General features: G+C 35.0%; 19 protein-coding genes and 1 pseudogene. 18 read left to right on the forward strand and 2 right to left on the reverse strand.

All coding sequences use genetic code 11. From position 1 onward, the window contains the following. Window positions 1-33: 33 nt before the first annotated feature. Window positions 34-495 (reverse strand): chemotaxis protein CheX, encoded by a 462-nt coding sequence (locus CIL03_RS18050; RefSeq protein WP_094887276.1) that lies wholly within the window; start codon window positions 493-495, stop codon window positions 34-36. A gap of 641 nt (window positions 496-1,136) precedes the next feature. Between CIL03_RS18050 and CIL03_RS18055 the strand changes: the two genes are divergently transcribed. From CIL03_RS18055 to CIL03_RS18065, 3 genes are read left to right on the forward strand one after another with little or no spacing between them, the layout of a single operon-like run. Further along, complete coding sequence (locus tag CIL03_RS18055; RefSeq protein ID WP_094887277.1) at window positions 1,137-1,826, forward strand: FadR/GntR family transcriptional regulator; 690 nt, start codon at window positions 1,137-1,139, stop codon at window positions 1,824-1,826. A 16-nt stretch (window positions 1,827-1,842) separates the two neighbouring features. Further along, the gene (locus CIL03_RS18060; protein ID WP_094887278.1) at window positions 1,843-3,243 is read left to right on the forward strand and encodes an aminotransferase family protein; all 1,401 of its coding nucleotides are present in this window, start codon (window positions 1,843-1,845) and stop codon (window positions 3,241-3,243) included. 47 nt (window positions 3,244-3,290) lie between these two features. Then, the gene (locus CIL03_RS18065; RefSeq protein WP_094887279.1) at window positions 3,291-4,718 is read left to right on the forward strand and encodes an NAD-dependent succinate-semialdehyde dehydrogenase; all 1,428 of its coding nucleotides are present in this window, start codon (window positions 3,291-3,293) and stop codon (window positions 4,716-4,718) included. A gap of 128 nt (window positions 4,719-4,846) precedes the next feature. Here the strand turns inward: CIL03_RS18065 and CIL03_RS18070 are convergent, their stop codons facing one another. After that, window positions 4,847-5,578: a UTRA domain-containing protein gene (locus CIL03_RS18070; protein ID WP_094887280.1), complete on the reverse strand. Its 732-nt coding sequence runs from the start codon at window positions 5,576-5,578 to the stop codon at window positions 4,847-4,849. A gap of 256 nt (window positions 5,579-5,834) precedes the next feature. On the opposite strand from CIL03_RS18070, the gene CIL03_RS18075 reads away from it, so the two are divergent. The 15 genes and pseudogenes from CIL03_RS18075 (at window position 5,835) to CIL03_RS18135 (ending at window position 20,150) form a co-directional block, all read left to right on the forward strand. Beyond that, a complete protein-coding gene (locus CIL03_RS18075; protein WP_094887281.1) occupies window positions 5,835-6,812 on the forward strand; it encodes an SIS domain-containing protein in 978 nt (325 codons plus the stop codon). Between the two features lie 209 nt (window positions 6,813-7,021). Further along, the gene (locus CIL03_RS18080) at window positions 7,022-7,975 is read left to right on the forward strand and encodes a D-2-hydroxyacid dehydrogenase (RefSeq protein WP_094887282.1); all 954 of its coding nucleotides are present in this window, start codon (window positions 7,022-7,024) and stop codon (window positions 7,973-7,975) included. Between the two features lie 23 nt (window positions 7,976-7,998). After that, window positions 7,999-8,814: a PfkB family carbohydrate kinase gene (locus CIL03_RS18085; RefSeq protein ID WP_094887283.1), complete on the forward strand. Its 816-nt coding sequence runs from the start codon at window positions 7,999-8,001 to the stop codon at window positions 8,812-8,814. A gap of 104 nt (window positions 8,815-8,918) precedes the next feature. Further along, window positions 8,919-10,190 carry an ABC transporter substrate-binding protein gene (locus tag CIL03_RS18090; RefSeq protein ID WP_094887284.1) on the forward strand — a complete coding sequence of 424 codons (1,272 nt, stop codon included), beginning with the start codon at window positions 8,919-8,921 and terminating at the stop codon, window positions 10,188-10,190. A gap of 36 nt (window positions 10,191-10,226) precedes the next feature. Then, entirely contained in the window at window positions 10,227-11,213 is a 987-nt protein-coding gene (locus CIL03_RS18095) for an SIS domain-containing protein (protein ID WP_094887285.1), read from the forward strand. 608 nt (window positions 11,214-11,821) lie between these two features. After that, complete coding sequence (locus CIL03_RS18100) at window positions 11,822-12,694, forward strand: carbohydrate ABC transporter permease (protein ID WP_094887286.1); 873 nt, start codon at window positions 11,822-11,824, stop codon at window positions 12,692-12,694. A gap of 2 nt (window positions 12,695-12,696) precedes the next feature. Then, window positions 12,697-13,557, forward strand: a complete 861-nt coding sequence (locus tag CIL03_RS18105) for a carbohydrate ABC transporter permease (RefSeq protein ID WP_094887287.1) — start codon at window positions 12,697-12,699, stop codon at window positions 13,555-13,557. A gap of 56 nt (window positions 13,558-13,613) precedes the next feature. Further along, window positions 13,614-13,718 (forward strand): annotated as a pseudogene (locus CIL03_RS20305) (fructoselysine 6-kinase); the annotation flags it as partial. A 124-nt stretch (window positions 13,719-13,842) separates the two neighbouring features. Then, window positions 13,843-14,061: a hypothetical protein gene (locus CIL03_RS18110; protein ID WP_094887288.1), complete on the forward strand. Its 219-nt coding sequence runs from the start codon at window positions 13,843-13,845 to the stop codon at window positions 14,059-14,061. Beyond that, the gene (frlD, locus tag CIL03_RS18115) at window positions 14,036-14,818 is read left to right on the forward strand and encodes a fructoselysine 6-kinase (protein ID WP_094887289.1); all 783 of its coding nucleotides are present in this window, start codon (window positions 14,036-14,038) and stop codon (window positions 14,816-14,818) included. Before CIL03_RS18110 ends, frlD begins: the two co-directional genes overlap by 26 nt. A gap of 539 nt (window positions 14,819-15,357) precedes the next feature. Beyond that, window positions 15,358-15,897, forward strand: coding sequence for an REP-associated tyrosine transposase (locus CIL03_RS18120; RefSeq protein ID WP_094887290.1), 540 nt, complete (start codon window positions 15,358-15,360; stop codon window positions 15,895-15,897). A 108-nt stretch (window positions 15,898-16,005) separates the two neighbouring features. Continuing rightward, window positions 16,006-16,410: a hypothetical protein gene (locus tag CIL03_RS18125; protein ID WP_094887291.1), complete on the forward strand. Its 405-nt coding sequence runs from the start codon at window positions 16,006-16,008 to the stop codon at window positions 16,408-16,410. 57 nt (window positions 16,411-16,467) lie between these two features. After that, a complete protein-coding gene (locus CIL03_RS18130) occupies window positions 16,468-17,058 on the forward strand; it encodes a hypothetical protein (protein WP_165768002.1) in 591 nt (196 codons plus the stop codon). 484 nt (window positions 17,059-17,542) lie between these two features. After that, window positions 17,543-17,719: a hypothetical protein gene (locus CIL03_RS19945; RefSeq protein WP_165768003.1), complete on the forward strand. Its 177-nt coding sequence runs from the start codon at window positions 17,543-17,545 to the stop codon at window positions 17,717-17,719. Between the two features lie 1,432 nt (window positions 17,720-19,151). After that, entirely contained in the window at window positions 19,152-20,150 is a 999-nt protein-coding gene (locus tag CIL03_RS18135; protein ID WP_094887293.1) for a TAXI family TRAP transporter solute-binding subunit, read from the forward strand. Window positions 20,151-20,190 lie beyond the last annotated feature (40 nt).

Raw genomic sequence — 20,190 nt, forward strand, 5'->3', positions numbered from 1 at the left:
ATCCGTATCCATCCGATCTTTGCTCTCCAATGGTCAATTGAGCAATAAATAAATATCCATTCCACCAACATGATCGAATTCAGCAGTTAATTGAATTGCTTTTTCATAGCCTGATAATGTCGTATTCCCCTCCATAATAGTTGGAGCAGTAATATCTGTTTTAATGTCACTCTCTACGATGGCGGTGGCTATTCTGCCTGCAAGCATATTGCCTAACTCACCACTAAAGGATGACAGCATTTCCCCCTCTAATGGCATTCCAAACATTGATTCTCCAATCGAGCTAAAGACTGCTGGATTTCCAGCTAAAATTAATCTGCCCTTAATATCTCCCGTAACTCCGATCAATACGCCAAATTGAAGGTTTAGGGTTTTGCCTAATAATTGAGGCTTACTCATTTGATAATTTATTGGCACGATAGACTTTAAGGATGTATATGTTGCATTCAGTAAATCTGTGATCGTTCGGTTTCTTTCGGTGACAGTTGGTGTCATTTTGTATGTGCTCCTTTATAATTACAATCATTTTTATATTGTATTTAGTTAATATAGTGTTGCTTTTTATGAATCTAATTTTTTTAAAACAACTTTTGCAAGAGTAAATTGAGTTAAAAGAACTAGTTTTTATTAACTAAACTTTATATCGGGTATTTATATGGTTATTCAAGAAGACTTAGAGAAGAAGTAATATTAAGATTATTGAATGCGTATACAGCTGTTTTTGGTTTGAGGACTTTACATCCAGATGAATATTTTAAATTTAAAAATGGGGGGATATACGAAGTCAGATTTGTTATGGAGGAAGGTATTATATAGAAGGGAATAATGCATACATGAATCCAGCTTATTCTTTAGAATCGTTGTACATGTTCTCTTTTACTGAAAAGCATTATAACAAGCTACCACTGGACATGAACAGTGCAATGTTATTCATCACTCTTTTTTAGTTAAATCATTTAATACAGAATAAATAAAAAAATAAAAAATTATAGATTTTTCTAAACCTTCATGTTAATATTGGTAGTACCAGTCATACCAGTTTATATAAAATAATTTTTAACCAAACTAGGAATTTAATACGTTTAAAAAAAGTGGAATGCGATCAAAAAAATTTATTTCATTATAAGGAGGAACAAATGGATTTATTATATACCGAGATATTGACAGATTTAAGAGAAAAAATCACTAGCAATATTTTGAAAGAAGGTCAAAAACTACCTTCTGAACGAGAGCTTACCAGGCAATATGATGTTAGCAGGAATGTTGTACGAGAAGCTATCAGTGCCCTGCGTTTTGAAGGTCTAATTAATGTTTACACGGGAAAAGGAGCCTACGTTACAAAACCGAATCCAATAATGATAACGGATACATTAGAAAGAATAATGAAGTATTATAACACTACGATAGAAGAAATATTGGAGGTTAGAGAGGAATTAGAAAAGTCAATTATTAAAAAGGTTGTAAAAACAGCAACAACAGAAGATATTAAAAATTTAATAAGAATTTATCAAGAAATGGAAAAAAGTAAATTAAATCTTGGAAAATTTACAGAGTTGGATGTAGAATTCCATAAATATTTAGCTGAAAGTACAAAAAACTCAATTTTCAATTTGCTGTCTAATTCATTTATCGATATGACCCAGCACGTCTTGTTTATATTTACCAGAATGTTTCCTGATAGTGTTAAGACAGCTCAAAGTCAGCATCTTGATCTTATAAAGGCAATTGAAAATAGAAATGAGCAATTAGCAGAAGACTTAATCATTTCACATATGCAAGTTCTCCGAGATGAGATAAAGATTCTAAGAGAAAATAAATTAATATAGAAAGAGGGTATTACAAATGGAAGAAACATTAAGTTTAAAGACAGAACTGGCAGAACTAGACAAAAGGCATTTTATGCATCCCACTTCATCTATTCAAATGCAGCAGAAGAATGGCCCCGAGTTTATATTCACAAATGGAGAAGGAATTTATTTAAATGAAATCTCAGGACGAAAGTTTATTGATGGTATGTCCTCCCTTTGGAATGTCAATATTGGTCACGGGCGCCAGGAATTAGGACGTGTAGCAAGTGAGCAAATGTCTACTTTAGCATTTAGTTCAGCGTTCTCTACTTACTCGCATGAGCCAGCGATTCGCTTATCAAAAAAGTTATCTGATATGGCTCCTGGTGATTTAAATGTTAGCTTCTTTACCTCAGGGGGTTCTGAAGCAAACGATTCTGCAATAAAAATAGTTCGCCATTATTGGAAATTGTTAAATAAACCTGAACGAAAAAAAATAATGTCCCGCAAGCTTGCTTATCATGGTGTCTCAATGGGATCAACTAGTGCGACTGGTATTAAAGAATTTCATGAAATGACAACCTCTTTAGCTCCAGACTTTATATATGCTCCTGCACCAAAACCAGGTATGTCAGAGTCGGGTAATGAGACAGTAAACCTAATATGTATAAAAGAAACGCGAGAATTAATAGAAAGGGAGGGACCAGAAACGATTGCTGCTTTCATTGCAGAGCCTATTCAAGGTGCGGGAGGTATGATTATTCCACCCAAGGGTTACTTACAAGAAATGCGGAAAATATGTGATGAGTACGGTATTCTTTTTATTGCCGATGAAATAATAACAGGATTTGGAAGAACAGGGAAACTATTTGGAATAGAAAATTGGGATATCGTCCCAGATATGATGACGGTTGCCAAGGGGATTACAAGTGGCTACATGCCATTAGGTGCTGTGCTAATAAGTGACCGTATACATGGTGAACTTATAAAGTCTTCGAAAGGTACACTTTTTCATGGGTTTACCTATAGCGGGCATCCAACAGCCTGTGCTGTTGCACTGAAAAACCTGGAAATTATTGAAGAAGAAGGCCTTGTCGAAAACTCGAAGATAATGGGTAAAGAGTTTGCAAAAGAATTAAAGCAGTTGGAAGAAGAACATTGGACAGTTGCTGATGGGCGTAATTTAGGGTTATTAGCTGCATTCGAATTGTATGAGGATCCCCAAAACAGAAAAAGGTTTGATTCTTCATTGGCAGTATCGAAGAGGGTTCTTCAAAAATGTTTGGAACATGGACTGATTCTACGTTCAATCACATACGAAGGTTCAGATACCATTGCTATTGCACCTCCATTAATAATCACAAAAGAAGAGGTTGGAAAGATGTTTTCAATTATCTCGAATGCAGTTGGTGCAGTGGAAAAGGAACTTGAGAACGAAGGATTTTTAAAAAAGTAACAATTACTTTTTAAATTTTAAAAAACTCAAGTATAAGGGGAGATTTCATGTATATTAATGGAAGTTTTATTACAACAAATCAAAAGCTTTCTGTCACAAACCCTTTTTCTAATGAGAAAGTCTATGAAGTAGAATTTGGCAGTGAAAAGCATGTGAAAGAAGCCATCTATGCTGCAACAGCGGCTTTTCAATCATGGTCCAAAAAAAATGCTCATGAACGTTGCAATTATTTATCTGAAATTGCAAAAGCAATGAAAAGTAAAAAGGAATATTTGGCGGAAGTCATTACAAAAGAAATGGGAAAAACAATCAATGATTCCCGTGGTGAAGTCCAATCTGCGATAGATTATTTTCAATGGTTCAGTGAAGAAGGGAAAAGAACCTATGGGGACACTATACCTTCTAGTAATGATACAAAAAGGATAATGGTTATTAAGAAGCCGGTTGGTGTAGTAGGCGCTATTACTCCTTGGAACTTTCCTTTGTCCATGATTGCCAGAAAAGTAGCACCAGCATTAGCTGCCGGCTGTACAGTTGTTCTAAAACCAGCGTCAAAAGCACCACAATCTGCTATTGAATTATGCAAAATTTTCGATTCAATTAAAGTTCCAAAGGGAGTATTGAATATAGTAATAGCCAATTCATCAGTCGTCTCCGAATTGTTTATGGAGAGTGAAGATATCCGTAAGATAACTTTTACTGGATCAACAAGTGTTGGTAAAAAATTGCTGGGAGACGCAGCGAAAACAGTGAAGCAAGTTTCAATGGAACTTGGTGGGCATGCCCCATTCATTGTATTTGATGACGCAGATATAGATGAAGCAGTGGAGGGATTGATACAAACGAAATTCCGCTGTTCAGGACAAATGTGCACAGCTACAAATCGTGTTTTTGTACAGTCATCGATTATTGAGATGTTTTCAGAAAAGCTAGTATCCTCTGTAGAAAAACTGATAATTGGAGATGGCTTAAATGAAGAAACAAAAGTTGGTCCATTGGTTGATCAGCAGGCTTTAGAAAAAGTAGAACAACAAGTCAGAGATGCAGTTGATAAAGGTGCAGCAGTCCTTACAGGGGGAGGAAAACTTGCTGATGCTGAATATTCTAAAGGGAATTTCTTTGCTCCAACAGTGCTCAAGGATATTAACGAAGATATGCGTATTTATGAAGAGGAAACCTTTGGACCTATAGCCCCGATTATATCATTTGAAAATGAAGAGGAATTGCTTTCTCGAGTTAATAATACAAGGTATGGACTCGCGTCTTATTTGTATACGAATGACTTGTCCCGTACATTGCGCCTGATGGAAGGAATGGACTACGGCATGGTTGGTGTAAATGACTCATTGCCATTCACAGTACAAGCCCCGTTTGGTGGAGTAAAAGAGAGTGGCATGGGTAAAGAGGGCGGATACCAGGGAATAAATGAATATTTAGAAGAAACGATGGTGTCCATTAGAATGAAAGTAAATTAACGAATGCAAATAGGAGATAAAAACAGTTATATCTACAAATATATGCTTATTAACAAGAAGAAGTGTAAGAAACTGTAATTCATGATTATTATCTTACACTTCTCTCCCAAGTTAATAACAGTAAAAAATCAATCCCCTCCGGAAGAAATTGTAAATGTCACTTTATTGGCAGGATATAGTGAAATGGTATTATGTATTGGTGTTTTTTTCATATCATAAGCTGTAGTTTCAAGTTCAAATAGACACTCATGTTTTTCACATTTCAGTATATCAGCATATTCACTTGATGCAAGATTCACATTTAAGTGTCTCTTTATAGTACTTAATGAAACATTATAATTTTCCTTCAATATTTGATAGGTGGAAACAGAATCGTCTACTAATTTTTCTAAATCTGGAAAGCGCTTCAGCGGGAAATAGATTGACTGGATAATGCAAGGCTCATTATTAATGAACAAGAGCCTAACTAATTCCAGCACATCGTCCTTTTCGGGTACATCTAAAACATTAGAAAGTCTTATGTCTGCTGAGATTGTAGTGTTGGATATGATTTGTGAAACAGGTGTCTGACCCGATTCCATCATATAATCCGAAAAGCCACTCATGGAAATTAGTTCTCTTTTTATTTTTGGAGAATTAACAAAGGTACCTTTTCCTTGTTGTTTGGAAAGAATTCCTTCTTCAACAAGTTCTTTGATAGTTCTACGGGTGGTAATACGGCTCACGCCATATTCTTCACTCAGTTCAATTTCAGATGGAAGCTGATCTCCTCTTTTGTAGTATTCCGAATTTATTTTCTCTTTGATAACTTGTTTTAATTGATAATAAAGTGGATGTCTACTGTTCTTTTCCAATTTCACTATGTATTCAACTCCTAATTATTATATAACATCTTATCACATTATATTACGTTGTTATATATATATTTGCAAATCATGAAAAAAATAGCCTCATCAGTTTTTGATAAATACAATTAGGTATTTTCAGTGGTAAAAAACTCAATAAATTTAACGTTTTTAAAATAATTTAAAAATTCTATTGAATCATAATGTTATATGATGTATTATGATGTTATACATTTCAATTGAAATACTAAATAATCAGGAGGTTTGGTTAATGGTAACGAATCAAGTAAGAGCGGTATTAGAGAAGATAAAAGGCCGAGACTTCAACCGAATTTATTTCATAGCCTGTGGGGGATCATCGGCTTTAATGTACCCTAGTAAATATTTAGTGGATCGTGAAGCGGAAAAAATGGCAGGGGAAGTTTATAATTCTAATGAGTTTATTCATAGAAATCCCGCAGCACTAGGCAAAAGATCTGTTGTTATTCTTTGCTCACAAGAAGGCAAAACTCCGGAAACAGTGGCTGCTGCTAAGTTCGCCAGTGAAAATGGAGCTACAACGATTGCAATTGCTATGACAGATAATACTCCATTAGAAAATGAATCAGAGTTTTTCGTTAAGTATGGTTATTATGAAACTGCTGCGCCGATAAATACAAGTTATGGAGCGATGTATCAACTAACAGCAGGAATCTTGCAGCAGCAAGAAGAGGCAGCTTATCATGATTTATTTGAAGGAATGATAAGAAATCTTGATAATCTTGATACAGTCGTTGATAAAGCAATGATTCAATTCGAAAGTATGGCAAACTTCTTTGCATCAGATTGCAAAGATGACAAAGTTATTTATTCTTTAGCTAGTGGATCCAATTACTCGCAGGCATATGTATTTTCAAATTGCTATCTTATGGAAATGCAGTGGATTAACTCAATTTCTATTCATGCTGGGGAATTTTTCCACGGCCCCTTTGAAATCATTGAGAAAGATAAACCAGTAGTTATTTTATTAGGTTTAGATTCTACACGCCCAATGGAGGAACGTGCACTAGATTTTGTAAACAGATACAGTGATAGAGTATTTGCGCTGGATGCTGAAACAGTTGACTTTTCAGGTGTTGATGAACCTTTTAGAAGGATCTTCTCACCGTTGGTATTCAATCCAGTTCTTCGTATGTTTTCAAAAGCAATCGCTAAGGAAAGAGATCATTCACTAGATATTAGAAGATATATGCATATTGTTGAATATTAAATCAATTACTTTAAAGCTATTTGAAACTACCTAAGAGTTCCATAAGAACTGGATCAATTCAATATAATAAGGAAATAACTTCCTTGTTGATTTCTAAAGGCAATTTTCAGTTCTTATGGGATATTTTTCTCTTAATTGTCTTTATATCGAAATTCATTTTTAGAATAAAAAAATTAAAGCGCTATCATAATCTATAAGGGGATATAAACATGAAAATAATTTCCAATGTCCGATTAGGAGAGGAACTTTTTTCGGAAATGAAAAGTCTATTTTCTGATTACCAATATTTTAGGAAATTAGGAGAAGTAGATAAGAATGAACTAGCAGAAGTGGAAGTACTTGTCACATATGGAGAAGGTGTTACTTCAGAGAAAATTACTGAGATGAAAAATTTGAAATGGATACATGTCATGCAATCAGGACTAAATAGTTTACCTTTTAAATCTTTAATTGAAAGAGATATTTTATTAACAAATTCTAAGGGGATAAACTCGATTACTATTGCAGAATACTCAATCAGTATGATGCTCAGTCTTGTTCGAAACAGTTTTGTTTTCTATGATGCTCAAAAAAGGAAAGAATGGGATTTAAATACAAAGATAGATGAATTAGCCGGAAAAACTATTGGCATTCTTGGGTATGGGGCAGTTGGAAAAGAATTGGCTAAACGTGCAAAAGCTTTTGATATGAAAGTACTTGCATTTAAAAGAACGCCTATTGAAAATCCTGATAATGTTGATGAGATAATTCCAATTGACGATAAACTGCGAATTTTTGAGGAATCTGATTTCCTGATCAGTTTGTTGCCTTTAACTCCCCAAACAAAAGAATTTATCGGATTGGAAGATTTAGAGAGAATGAAAAAAACATCCTATGTTATCAATGTTAGCAGAGGTGAAATCATTGACCGGCAGGCATTAATTAAGGTAATTGAAAATAAACAAATTGCTGGAGCTGTACTAGATGTCTTTGAAGAAGAGCCACTGTCTGGTGAAAATGAATTATGGGAAACAGAAAATATATATATTACACCTCATATTGCTGGAGATCGGCATCCAACATACAAGAAACGCGCATATGATATTTTAATTAATAATTTGCAAAAATATCATGTGCAGCCGGATAAAATGATAAACATCGTAAATAAAAACCAAGGTTATTAATCTGGGCATGGGGGGTGAATTCCATGAAGGTAATTTCTATAGGCAATAGTGTAATGGATTATTATCAAGATAGAAAAATAATGTATCCGGGAGGGAACGCATTAAACGTTGCTGTATTATCAAAAAGATATGGGGCAAAAAAAAGCTCTTATGTCGGGATACTTGGAAATGATCACGAGGGTAGTCATATTGAGAAAGCGCTAGAGAAGGAAGGTGTTGATACGTCAAGAATTAGAAAAGTAGAAGGAGCGACCGGAAAGGTGAAGATTAAATTAGATGAGGGCGGTGATAGAGAGTTTGTAGAGTGGAAAAAAGGGGTCCAAGAACTAGTGAAAATGCAGTTCACATCCGAAGACTTGAAATATATTCTATCACATTCACATCTCCATACTAGTGTTTATAGCTATCTGGACAATGAAATACCTGAATTGTCTAATGACATTTCCATATCATTTGATTTTTCTACTTATAGGAAGAAAGAGTATTTAAGGTCAATTTGTCCTTATATAGACTTTGCCTTTTTTTCTGGAAGTGATCTATCACTGGCAGCTTGTGAAAATCTAATAGAGTATGTTCATAAATTAAAAACAAAATATGTTGTTGTAACTAGAGGGGAGCATGCAGCTATTTTATCAGATTCCTATAAAATCTACAAACAGCCTGTAACAAAAGGCGAGGTCGTTGATACGTTGGGGGCTGGAGATTCTTTTATCTCTATGCTTTTAGTACAGTTTTATAAAACACGGGACCTTAAGCTTGCAATGAAAATGGCGACTGAAGCAGCAACTAAGACGTGTGCAAATAATGGAACTTTTGGTTATGGGTTTTCCGTAAGTTAGATAGAAGTGTTCCCATTTGTTTTCTTTGATACTCAAACAAAAAGTATTAATTATTGTTAAGTAAAAGGGTTTTAATATATCACAAAAAAAAAGGGAGGATTCACATGAAAAAATTCAAATTGGTTGGTATTCTGTTTTTTTTAATAGTTTCTTTAATAGGATGTTCCTCCAATTCAGAGGGGAAAACAGACCAAACCGAGTTGTCTTTCTTCCACCGATTTACGGATGGGCCAAACAAAGAATATTTTGATAAGGTTGCAAAGGATTTTGAAAAGCAAAATCCCGATGTAAAAATAAAAGTTTCTAGTGCTATAAATGAGGATTATAAACAGAAAATAAATGTATTGTTAGGTAACGATAATCCTCCAGATATATTCTTTTCTTGGAGTGGTGAATATACGAACAAATTTGCTCGCGGAGGACTAGCTTTAGATTTAACAGAGTATACAAAAGAAGGGACCAAGTTAGCTGAACAGATTATTCCGTCTCAATTGGGTCCATATACGTATGAAGATAAAGTGTATGGAATTCCTATAATTATGGATGGAAAGGCCTTCTTTTACAATAAAGATATTTTTGATGAACTTGGTATAGAAGAGCCAAAAACTTGGAATGAGTTCATTGAAATAATGGGTGTAATAAAAGACGAAGGTTATACACCACTTTCCTTTGGTAACCAGGATAACTGGGCAGTAGGCCATTATCTAACTACATTAAATCAAAGAGTCCTAGATCCGGATGTTATGAAAAAGGATTATGATGTATCAACTGGCGAATTCACAGATCCGGGATATGTAAAGGCATTAGATAAAATCTTGGAGTTAGAACCTTATTTTACAGAACAACCAAATGCGGTGACAGATGATTCCGCAATTAATGCTTTTGTTAATGGAAATGCAGCAATCTACTATAATCAGTTTAATCAGCTTCAATATATAAAACCTGGGGAATTTGAGTTAGGCTGGTTTAACTTTCCGAAAATTGAAGGCGGGAAAGGTGATCCAAATGCATTAACGGGTTCTCCACAAGGGTTTATGGTTTCATCTAAAACGGAACATCCAGAGTTAGCGGTCGAATTCCTGGAATTTATCACTTCAAAAGAAAAAGCAGAAGAGATGGTTAAAGAAACAGGGATGATCAGTTCCTCAGTTGGTGCGGTAAATAAAGATTCTGCAGATGAAGATATGATTGCCCTTGTGGAAACTATCAATGAAGCTAGTGAAATGAATGTATGGTTAGACACAGTACTGAATGCCAGAATAGTAGAGGTGTATTTAAATGGCGCACAAGAGATGTTAAATGGACAAAAAACATCTGAACAAGTAATGGAAGATGTTCAGCAGGCTGCTAAAGAAGCACAAAGTGAAGCGGAATAAAATTATGAAAAAATATAATAAAGGTGGAAGATTTTGATGTCTACAGAAGTTATTATGAACTTAAAGGAACAAGTCAAAGAGGCTTTGACAGTTATAGAAAAAAGAACTGTTAAAAACGTATTTTTTGTTTCCTGCGGAGGTTCATTTGCATTGATGTATATGAGTAAGTATGTGGTAGACCGAGAAGCAAAAATTATTGATGCACATATCTATAGTTCTAATGAATTTCTGCACCGTAACCATTCAAAGTTAGGTAATGATTCTATAGTTATTCTCTGTTCTCATTCTGGTAAAACACCAGAAACAGTGGAGGCTGCGAAACTGGCACAAGCAAAAGGTGCACTGACAATTTCCTTAACTAATATTATTGAATCCCCATTAGCGGAAACTGCAGAAATTGCATTAAAATATGAATTTGGAAAGGAAGCAGGCTTCACCTCAAGTCATTCGATTTTATATCAAATCACTTTTGCGATTCTTAAGGCTGTGGAGAATAACGATAAGTTCGAAGCGATTATAAAGAGTCTTGAACAATTACAATCTGTATATGACAAAGCATTAAAGTATAGTGAGCCAAAAGCTAAGTTATTTGCTGAACTGCATAAAGACGAAAAAGTCATTTACTCGATGGCTAGTGGTTCTAACTATGGAGCTGCATATTCATTCGCAATATGTTCATTAATGGAGCAACAGTGGATCCATTCTAATGCCATTCATGCAGGAGAATACTTCCATGGGCCATTTGAAATCCTGGATGAAAGCGTTCCATTCGTTATTTTATTGGGATTAGATGAAACTCGGCCATTAGAAGAAAGAGCGTTAGCTTTCACAAAGCAGTACGGCAGAAAAATAACTGTCCTTGATGCTAAAGAATACGACCTGGCAGGTATTAATGAAGAGGTGAAAGGATATATCACACCATTGGTATTAAACCATGTTGTCAGATACTATGCCGAGAAATTGAGTATTGAGCGCAACCATCCATTGCATACAAGGCGTTATATGGGAATTGTAAAATACTAAAAATGAGAAGAGGAAACCATAGTTTCCTCTTCTGTATATTATTGATTACTTAAAGGATTGGTTTCCAATGTAGTGTTTATTAACTAATATATTTTGACAATATTTCAAAAGGCATTTTGAAGCATTTATGAATTTAGTTTGTTTGAGTTAGGATCAATATCTTGACTGAAAAAGGACCTTCCAAACTAAATATTACAGTTAGTTTTGTTTACTAATTAACAGGAAAGGTTTTTTTAAAAATAAGTTGGATGAGACTTTAATCTATTAAAATTTCTTTTTCTACAATTATATTAAATATTTATTTAATAATTAGAAAAATATTGACATTGATTATTGACAATAGTGAGAAAATATTTTATGCTAAGAGCAATATTTTTGGTATAACCGGTTTTACCGGTTGAACAATTAAAAATATATTCAAGCGATCAAAAAATTAAACGAAACTCAACTCATAATAAACAAATATGTAAACGCTTTTAAATGCACAAAGCGTATTAAAAACCAAACTATGAATAAATTTTTTGAACAATAGGTAAACATTTAATTGTATAAATTTTACAAGTTATTCTTTATATTATTTTACATATTTAAAATGGAGGTCCTACCTTATGAGAAAGAAAAAAATCACTCCATATCTTTTTCTGTTGCCAAGTCTAATCATAATAATTTTATTTGTTTACTACCCTCTCATAAGAAATATTGAATATAGTCTTTTTGATTGGAATATATTTTCAATTGCTAGAGAGTTCATTGGTTTTCAGAATTACCAGCATTTATTTCAGGATCCGGTGTTTTTCACAGCATTAAAGAATAATATTTTGTATGCCATCTTTTCTGTGGTCTTTCAAGTGGGGGGTGGGCTGATTGTTGCAGCTATCCTAGAAGATAAAATTTTCAGTAGATTTTCGAAGATATTTAGAACCGTTTACTTTATCCCGGTTTTAATATCTACTACAATAATTGGACTCTTATTTACTTTCATTTATGAACCACAAGGGATGCTTAATCAACTGCTTACTTCAATTGGGTTAGAAGAGTTTGCAATTGGTTGGCTTGGAAATAGCACTACTGCAATCTATGCTGTAATAGGGGTTTCACAATGGCAAAATATAGGTTATATTATGATGCTCTTTTTAGTAGCAATACAAAGAATCCCACCAACTTTATATGAAGCTGCATCACTTGATGGAGCCTCTAAGATTCAAATGTTTTTAAGGATTACTGTTCCTGCAGTAAAAGAAACGATGATAGTTTGTTTAGTTATTACATTATCTGGTGCATTTTTAGTCTTTAATGAAATTTTCATTTTAACAAGTGGTGGACCTGGGAATGCTTCTGCAGTGTTAGGAATGCATTTATATAATGAAGCTTTTATACATGGCAATATGGGGTATGCCTCCACTATTGCAAACGTAATTTTTGTTTTAACGCTGTTTTTAGCTCTTATACAAATGAAAGTATTTAAAACAGGAAAGGAATGAAAATGATGAAAGAAAGAACACGGAATATAAAAACTCAGCGTGTTTTTTCAAGATTACAAATTGGATTGGTATTTGGATTCTTACTAATCTACTTTGTAGTGATAGCATACCCGCTAATATGGATGGTAATAAGTTCATTTAAGGACACAGCGACTATCTTTGGAGACACTTGGGGACTGCCACAGGAGTGGAAAATTGGAAATTACGCGACCGCATGGGACCTAGGTATTTCAAGCTATTTTCTTAATAGTGTCTTAGTAACAACCTTAACATGCTTTATTACTGTTTTAATCAGCGCATTTGCTGCCTATGCATTATCCAGATTTGAATTTAAAGGAAAAATGTTTTTCTTCCTGTTAATTTCAGCTGGATTAATGTTCTCACCACAAGTCAGCTTAGTGCCATTATATCAGTTAACTCAGGATCTAGGAATATATAACACATATTGGGCCCTCATTCTTCCATATGTTGCTTTTCAGATCCCGCTTACGGTTCTTCTGTTCCGGGCACATTTTTTAGGAATAGATAAAGAACTCGAAGAATCTGCTTTTTTAGACGGTTGCACAAGCATGGGAGTTCTATTTAGAATCATTTTGCCATTAAGTACTCCAATTGTTTTAACTGCAACGGTGTTAATATCTTTCTTTGCCTGGAATGAATTTATGTTCTCTCTTGTATTTCTTGATGATGATTCTCTAAAAACTATTCCAACGGGATTACTTGCATTCAGGGGAGCTGTCAGCACTAACTGGGGTGTTATGCTAGCAGGTTTAACCATATCAGCATTACCAATTGTCATACTATTTTTGCTAACGCAAAAGTATTTTATTTCTGGCTTAGCAGAAGGTGGCGTAAAAGGGTAAAAGCAGAAACAGTATATTGAGTAATTAGCTCTGTTTTAATCGAGGAAGGTGATTTTTTGAAACTAATAGCAGTTGGAGATAATGTGGTGGATTCATATTTGGATAAAAAAACGATATACCCGGGTGGTAATGCATTAAACGTAAGTGTGCTCTGCAAACAGAAAAAGAAAGTTATTTAAAATCTATTTGTCTATATCTTAAGTTTGCTTTTTTTCTGGAAATTATTTAAATCGAAGAGAATGTCTGGAATTGATTGATTTAGCTAAAGAATAAGGTGTTGATCAGGTGGTTGTGACAAGAGGGGCGGAAGAATTGATTTTTTCCGACTCCAAAACTATATATGAACAATCTAGTGTTGAAACGGAAGCAATTGATACATTAGGATTAGGGGCTGGAGATTCGTTTATCTCTATGTTTTTAACGCATTATTATCAGTTGAAGGATAATGCAAAAAGCCGCGAAAGAAGGAGTGAAATTCATGGATATAGTTACAGTGGGGGATAATTGTATAGATGATTATTCATACGAAAGGAAAAGTTTCCCTGGTGGAAATGCTGTAAATGTAGCTGTTTATTTAAAGAGATATGAAGTTAATGCATCATATATAGGTGTAGTTGGTTCAGATGGTAATGGAAAAAGGATGATTGAATCAGTTAACAATCAAGGCGTGGATGTTTCGCATGTACTAATTAAAGAAGGTAAAACTGCAGTTACTACTGTTGTGCTTAACGGTGGTGAACGAAAATTTACTGGTTACGATGAAGGAGTTTTACGTGATTTTATACTAAGCAAAAAGGATATCCAATTTGTAAAAAAACACAAAATAGTACATTCAGCTATTTCAGGACATTGCGAAGATTACTTCAAAGAATTTCAAAAAAGTGGACTAATTACCTCGTTTGACTTCTCTAATGAGGTTGAAAGCCCTTTGATAAATAAACTAGCCAGCTATGTGGATTATCCATTTCTTTCATATTCTGAAGATGATGCATTCATACGTGAATTACTAATCGAAATTAAAAATCGAGGTAGTAAAGTCCCTATAGCAACGCTAGGTGAAAATGGTAGTTTAGCATATGATGGCAGTAATTTTTATGAAATAAAAACCAAGGACGTCAATGTAAAAGACACGATGGGTGCTGGTGATTCTTTTATAGCAGGTTTTTTATATGGGATATTTAAAAATTATCCGCCAGAAGAGTGCTTAAAGATTGCCACTGATAATGCTGCTAAAACAATAACTTATCATGGAGCTTGGTGAGGGGCCGCTTTTAGTTGGGTGCACTGTCACTCCCCGAATTTAGTCGAATTGGATATAGTGGAAAGAGTGCCGGAAAGAGTGCCTGTCACTCCCCGCTTCTTGTCGAATTGGATACAGTTATAAAAGGCTACTAGTTTTGATAAGCATGTTAATGCAGTCAAACTTGTAGTTTTTTTTTGTTAAAAAATGCAGACAAAACAGTGAAAAATTGAAATTTAACCTTCAAATATTCATTTAATATTGAAATTCACCTTAGCAAAAAAGTAAAATTCATAATCAATCACCCGGTTAAAATATATTTTTACGCTTTTGATATTGTGATTAAACTACCTTATCTTATATATAAAAGAAAGGTGTGAGAACATGAGCAATCAGATCGAGCATTACCGTGTTTTACAGGGTGTACAACTGCACCCCAAGCAGAGAAAATTTCTGATTTTAGCGCAGACGATGATATCCCAAAAGAAGTTATTTAGGAGGCTGTTACAATGCAATGTTTGCAAGTTAGCAGGGATAGCAAAGGAATGGTGAATTAATTCATGGCTAGAAAAAAACGAATCTGGGTGCCGGGTTCCTTTTACCATATTGTCTGCCGCGGCAATCGCCGTGATGCTCTTTTCAACGATGATGGTGATTTTAAAACATTTCTTCACATACTCCAGCAGGTCCACAAGAAAACCCCGTTTGAACTCGCTTCTTACTGCTTAATGACGAACCATTTTCACTTGCTAATGTGCTCTAAAGAACAACCCATTTCTAAAATCATGTCATTGATCAACAAACGCTATGCAGATTATTATAATACGAAGAACAGACTCACTGGTCATGTTTTTGAGAAACGATTTTTTGATAAAATTATCGGCTCCGGGCATGGAATGCTGGAAGTTAGCCGATATATTCACTTAAATCCTATAGAGGCCGGGATGGTGGGGAAGGCTGAGAATTATCGGTGGAGCAGTTATCGGTATTATCTTCATACGACCAGTGGCCCTGTGTTAAATATGGAGGTTATTTTAGATTGTTTTTCAGGAAGTGAGTCAGAGAAACGGAGGAAGTATTGGGAGTTTGTTACTTCCTGACTTATTTCCCCTATTCTATCGACAAAATATGACTAAATTCGGGAAGTGACAGGCACCTCAAAAAAAACAGGCACTCAAAAAAAAGTAACTAATAGGATGGTGATTAATATGAATTCTAAGATTATACCTATAAACCGAAGTATGGCTATGAAAGAAAAGCATCATGGTAAAGAAGAATGGAAAATGTTTGCTAGAAAAATTCAAAAAAATCCTTTTGTAAAAAATTTCTTGCTGAATAGAGAAAATCATAAATGTGCATGGTGTGGCTGGAATATTGACAATAAATTTGTTGCTCACCATATTGATTATGATCACGTATGCGAATTTAAAGTAATGAGAGAATATCCGAACCCCACAGTTAAACGTCCAAAGAGGGTGGTAAGAGTCCCCGACTGCGAAAGATGCTGTATCGCTAATCCTAATTTGTTTTCTGATTGCATGAGTAAGCTAACCCCAGTTCACCAATTATGCAATTTTAATATAGCAAAGCATGTAATAGAAAAAACACGGTAATTTTTTTCATACAATGTGGTGTGAATGAGATGATATATAAATTGGGGAGTGGAAATGGTGTTTGAAGAAGTGGAATGGAAAGATATCTATATCTTTTGGAAACTACTATCAGATCAAATTGAGCCGGAATTAATTGAGCCAGTTAGTTTCAAACATATCAAGTTTCGATATGCGAATACAGATTATCGGATTTATGGCTATGATTGGTTACGTAAAAACGAATATGATGGACGCATTCATCATGTCACAAATGATTCTTTTCATTTTATTTATTATGGGAAAAGCCTGAATAAAGGAACCTTGCAAACCGCTAAATATCTAGTTGAGGCCAAAGATGACCCAGAATTGTCAGCGGCAATTTGGTTATATAGCTTTGTCAAAGATATACTAAATGATCTGCCAGTTAATTTACGCGGTAAAGGTTATCGATGTTTAACAGGTATTCTAGTTGGAATCTTATCCAAATTGAAAGAGAATAATATGTTTAGGAATTATTCCATGCGGAGATTATTGCCTGAACAATATTTTTCATATGCAATTGATGATCTGGATGTAAAGGGATATGAATCTATCGTTGAATTAGCTGTAATCAATGCGAAACTGATAAAAAGTAATTATATAATAGTTTTATATGATTCTTACAATTAAAAGGGTGTCTGTCCGAAAGGGTTACAGCAGAAAAGCCTATCAAACTAATAGTTGTAGATGTGGGTTGATACGTATCGCTGAATCAACTTCCGGTCAAGTGTAATAAATATTGAAATGTCCGTATCTCAGCAGAGAAAATATTATCTTATTTTTCATCCGCTGAAAGGGAAATTATAGAATATTTATGTAGGGTAGTATGGAGATTGTATTAATGTGTTTGTTTTATGGTGATTATTTACTATTGGAGAAGGAGTTATAGCAAAAGACAATAATAAGGTAGACGAGGGCTTCGGCAATATTGGTACTGGTGTATCCAATACGGGAAAAGCCGTGTATGGAACTGTAAAAAGTGTAGCGAAAAGCGCAAGCGATGTTGGCACCGGATTACTTGATGATGATCCAAAACGTTGGAAACGAGGAGCTAGGGAACTTGGAAAGAATGTTGCTATAGGTGCATTGGGTGTAAGTCTCAGATGTAGCAAATGTGGTAGATGTGAATGGAAATGAAGGGAACGTAAATAGCGAACTGACAACAAAAGAGTATGCTACGATAGAAAATCTAAATAGCCATCATGTCGAACCTCACTATGTTGAAGGACATTATCGTGACGGTCAATGGATTGAAGGTTACTGGCTGATGGTGATGGAAATAGTCACATAGATTCATATGAGGGATATGAAGCAAGTAACCCAGATTACCAAATACCGATGGAGGATATTGATAAGGCTTAAGAAGATAGCATGGGGACTGTAACTATGTGTTTAGATAAGAACCTGTTAAATGTTAGTGTGATGGCAGTAATTTTTAGTTGTGGGCTAAGTATCTTACTGGTTTATGTCGAAACTTAACTTGTTGGGAGTCAGATCCCATCAGGTTAAGTTTTTTAATATATTTTAGTGGCCCTGTGTTAAATATGGAGGTTATTTTAGATTGTTTTTCAGGAAGTGAGTTAGAGAAACGGAGGAAGTATTGGGAGTTTGTTGAGGAGGTGCCTATTACTTCCTGAATTATTACTCCTATTCTATCGACAAAATATGACTAAATTCGGGAAGTGACAGGCACCTCAATTTAATTCGGGAAGTGACAGGCACCTCAATTTAATTTCAATTTAAATTTGTCAATATATTGACTTTTTACAATTTAAAGATTATAATATGATCTAACATAAATCAGAATAACTATTCCGCAAAACGGAATAACATCTTGTATTAACGCTTGCAATTTTAGAATTCACTCAAAGAAAGTTCCTATTTAAGCTTGATTTTTATTCCATTCGTCACGGGATTTCCAGGTTGCTGCCGCCCTTGACATTCATATTATTAGAAGTTATGCGTCAGAAATTGATGCATCAGCAGCTTTTAATACTTTGTATGCGTTTACAACTTGGAGATACATAGTTAATTTCTGCTGTATGGAATACAAAGGAAGGAAACTATTAAGTAAAGTAATGAAAAGTCGGTCTCCTCTGAATATATAAACAATGGGGATACTTAGAATAAGGTCATGGAAATTTAGCGAAAACTTTGAAAGCGTATACAAAGAAGGGCTGATTTACGACCAAAAAGAGGAAACTTCAACGCCGCAATATCCGAAACTGGGAAGACAATAATTGCTGAAGCGGATGAACTTGTTGATGTTGCTGAACGGTATCCGCGATTACGATACCGCATGTCTATGTTGATTATCTTGTTATGAATGACTATGAAAAGTTAGTGGGTAAATACAGTGTCATCAACAAGAGGGAATAAAAATTGTCAAGCTAGTTGTACAGGAATTATCCGAGGGATGACCCGGGAAAAGTCATATTAAGAGCGGGAGGTGTTAAGAGTTTAGTTGTCGAAGCGAAGAATAATATTGCCTTCAGACATTAGAGAAAAGCTGGCAGTCAGAAGATTTTAATAGAATTTACTTACCTGACCAGTGTGAATTCGAAAGAGGCCATGCTGGTTACTGAGAGCACAATGTATAAGATTTCTGAAAATGGAACCTAACTTGTCTAGGAACTGTCTGATCTAAGTTTGGAAGAATTAAAGAAATAACATGTATAGAATTTCTGAATGAAATAGTTTGATAAATTCAAGGAGGGATCAATATGAAAAAGTTTTTACTATTAATACTGGCAGCGTTGATAATGACAGTTATTGCGGCATGTGGATCTGAGGAAGAAGTGGATGGTACCGGCGATGGAGAAGGAGAAGCAACAGAGACGCCTTCTGAACTCACGTTTGGAGCAGCTACGCAAGGTGGAGTCTGGTATACACTTGGAGGTGCAATGAGTGACAAAATGAATGAGGTGTTTCCTGATTCATCTGTAGCCATTGTTGAGGGTGGTTCTACAGCCAATCTTTTAGGACTTGGTGATGGAACATTTGATATCGCTTTCACAAATGGAGAAGCAATTTCTGAAGCAAATAACGGTGAGGGTGAATTTGATGAGCCAATTGATAACTTCAGTACTATTGCAACGCTATATCCGAATCCGGTGCAAATTGTCGTAAGAGCAGACTCGGACATTCATTCAGTTGAAGATCTTGCAGGAAAACGAGTAAGTCCGGGTATCCGTGGTTATAGTGGAGAGCTTTCATTTCTGAGAATACTGGAAATTTTAGATATGAGCTATGATGACTTGGATAGCATTGAATACACTGGAACAGAAGATGCTGCCAACCTGCTTCGTGACAATCACATTGATGCATGGATCGGAAACCTGGCTGCTCCTGCAGCAACTTGGCAGGAAATGGATACAACCGTTGGTATTCGTTTGATCTCACTTGATGAAAATACTATAAATCAAATGTATGAAGATAACCCTGGATATGTGCCATATACCATTGAGGCAGGGACGTATCCAAACCAGGATGAAGCTGTAGAAACAGTGGCACCATACACTGTATTGCTTGTTAATAACGATACGATGCCTGAAGGGGCTGTGTATGATTTGACCAAAATGGTAGTGGAAAATAACGAAACATGGAGCACTATTTCTGCCACACTGAAGGATTTTAATGCAGAATACTCAGTAGAGAATAGTGTTGGTGAAATGCATCCAGGTGCAGAAAGATACTATCAGGAAGCAGGAGCGATGGATTAAAGCAGACCTGGTATTAGCCCGGTTGAAAGGAGAGTGAACT

Origin of the sequence: Virgibacillus indicus, assembly GCF_002266285.1 — a bacterium.
GTDB lineage: Bacteria > Bacillota > Bacilli > Bacillales > Amphibacillaceae > Virgibacillus_K > Virgibacillus_K indicus.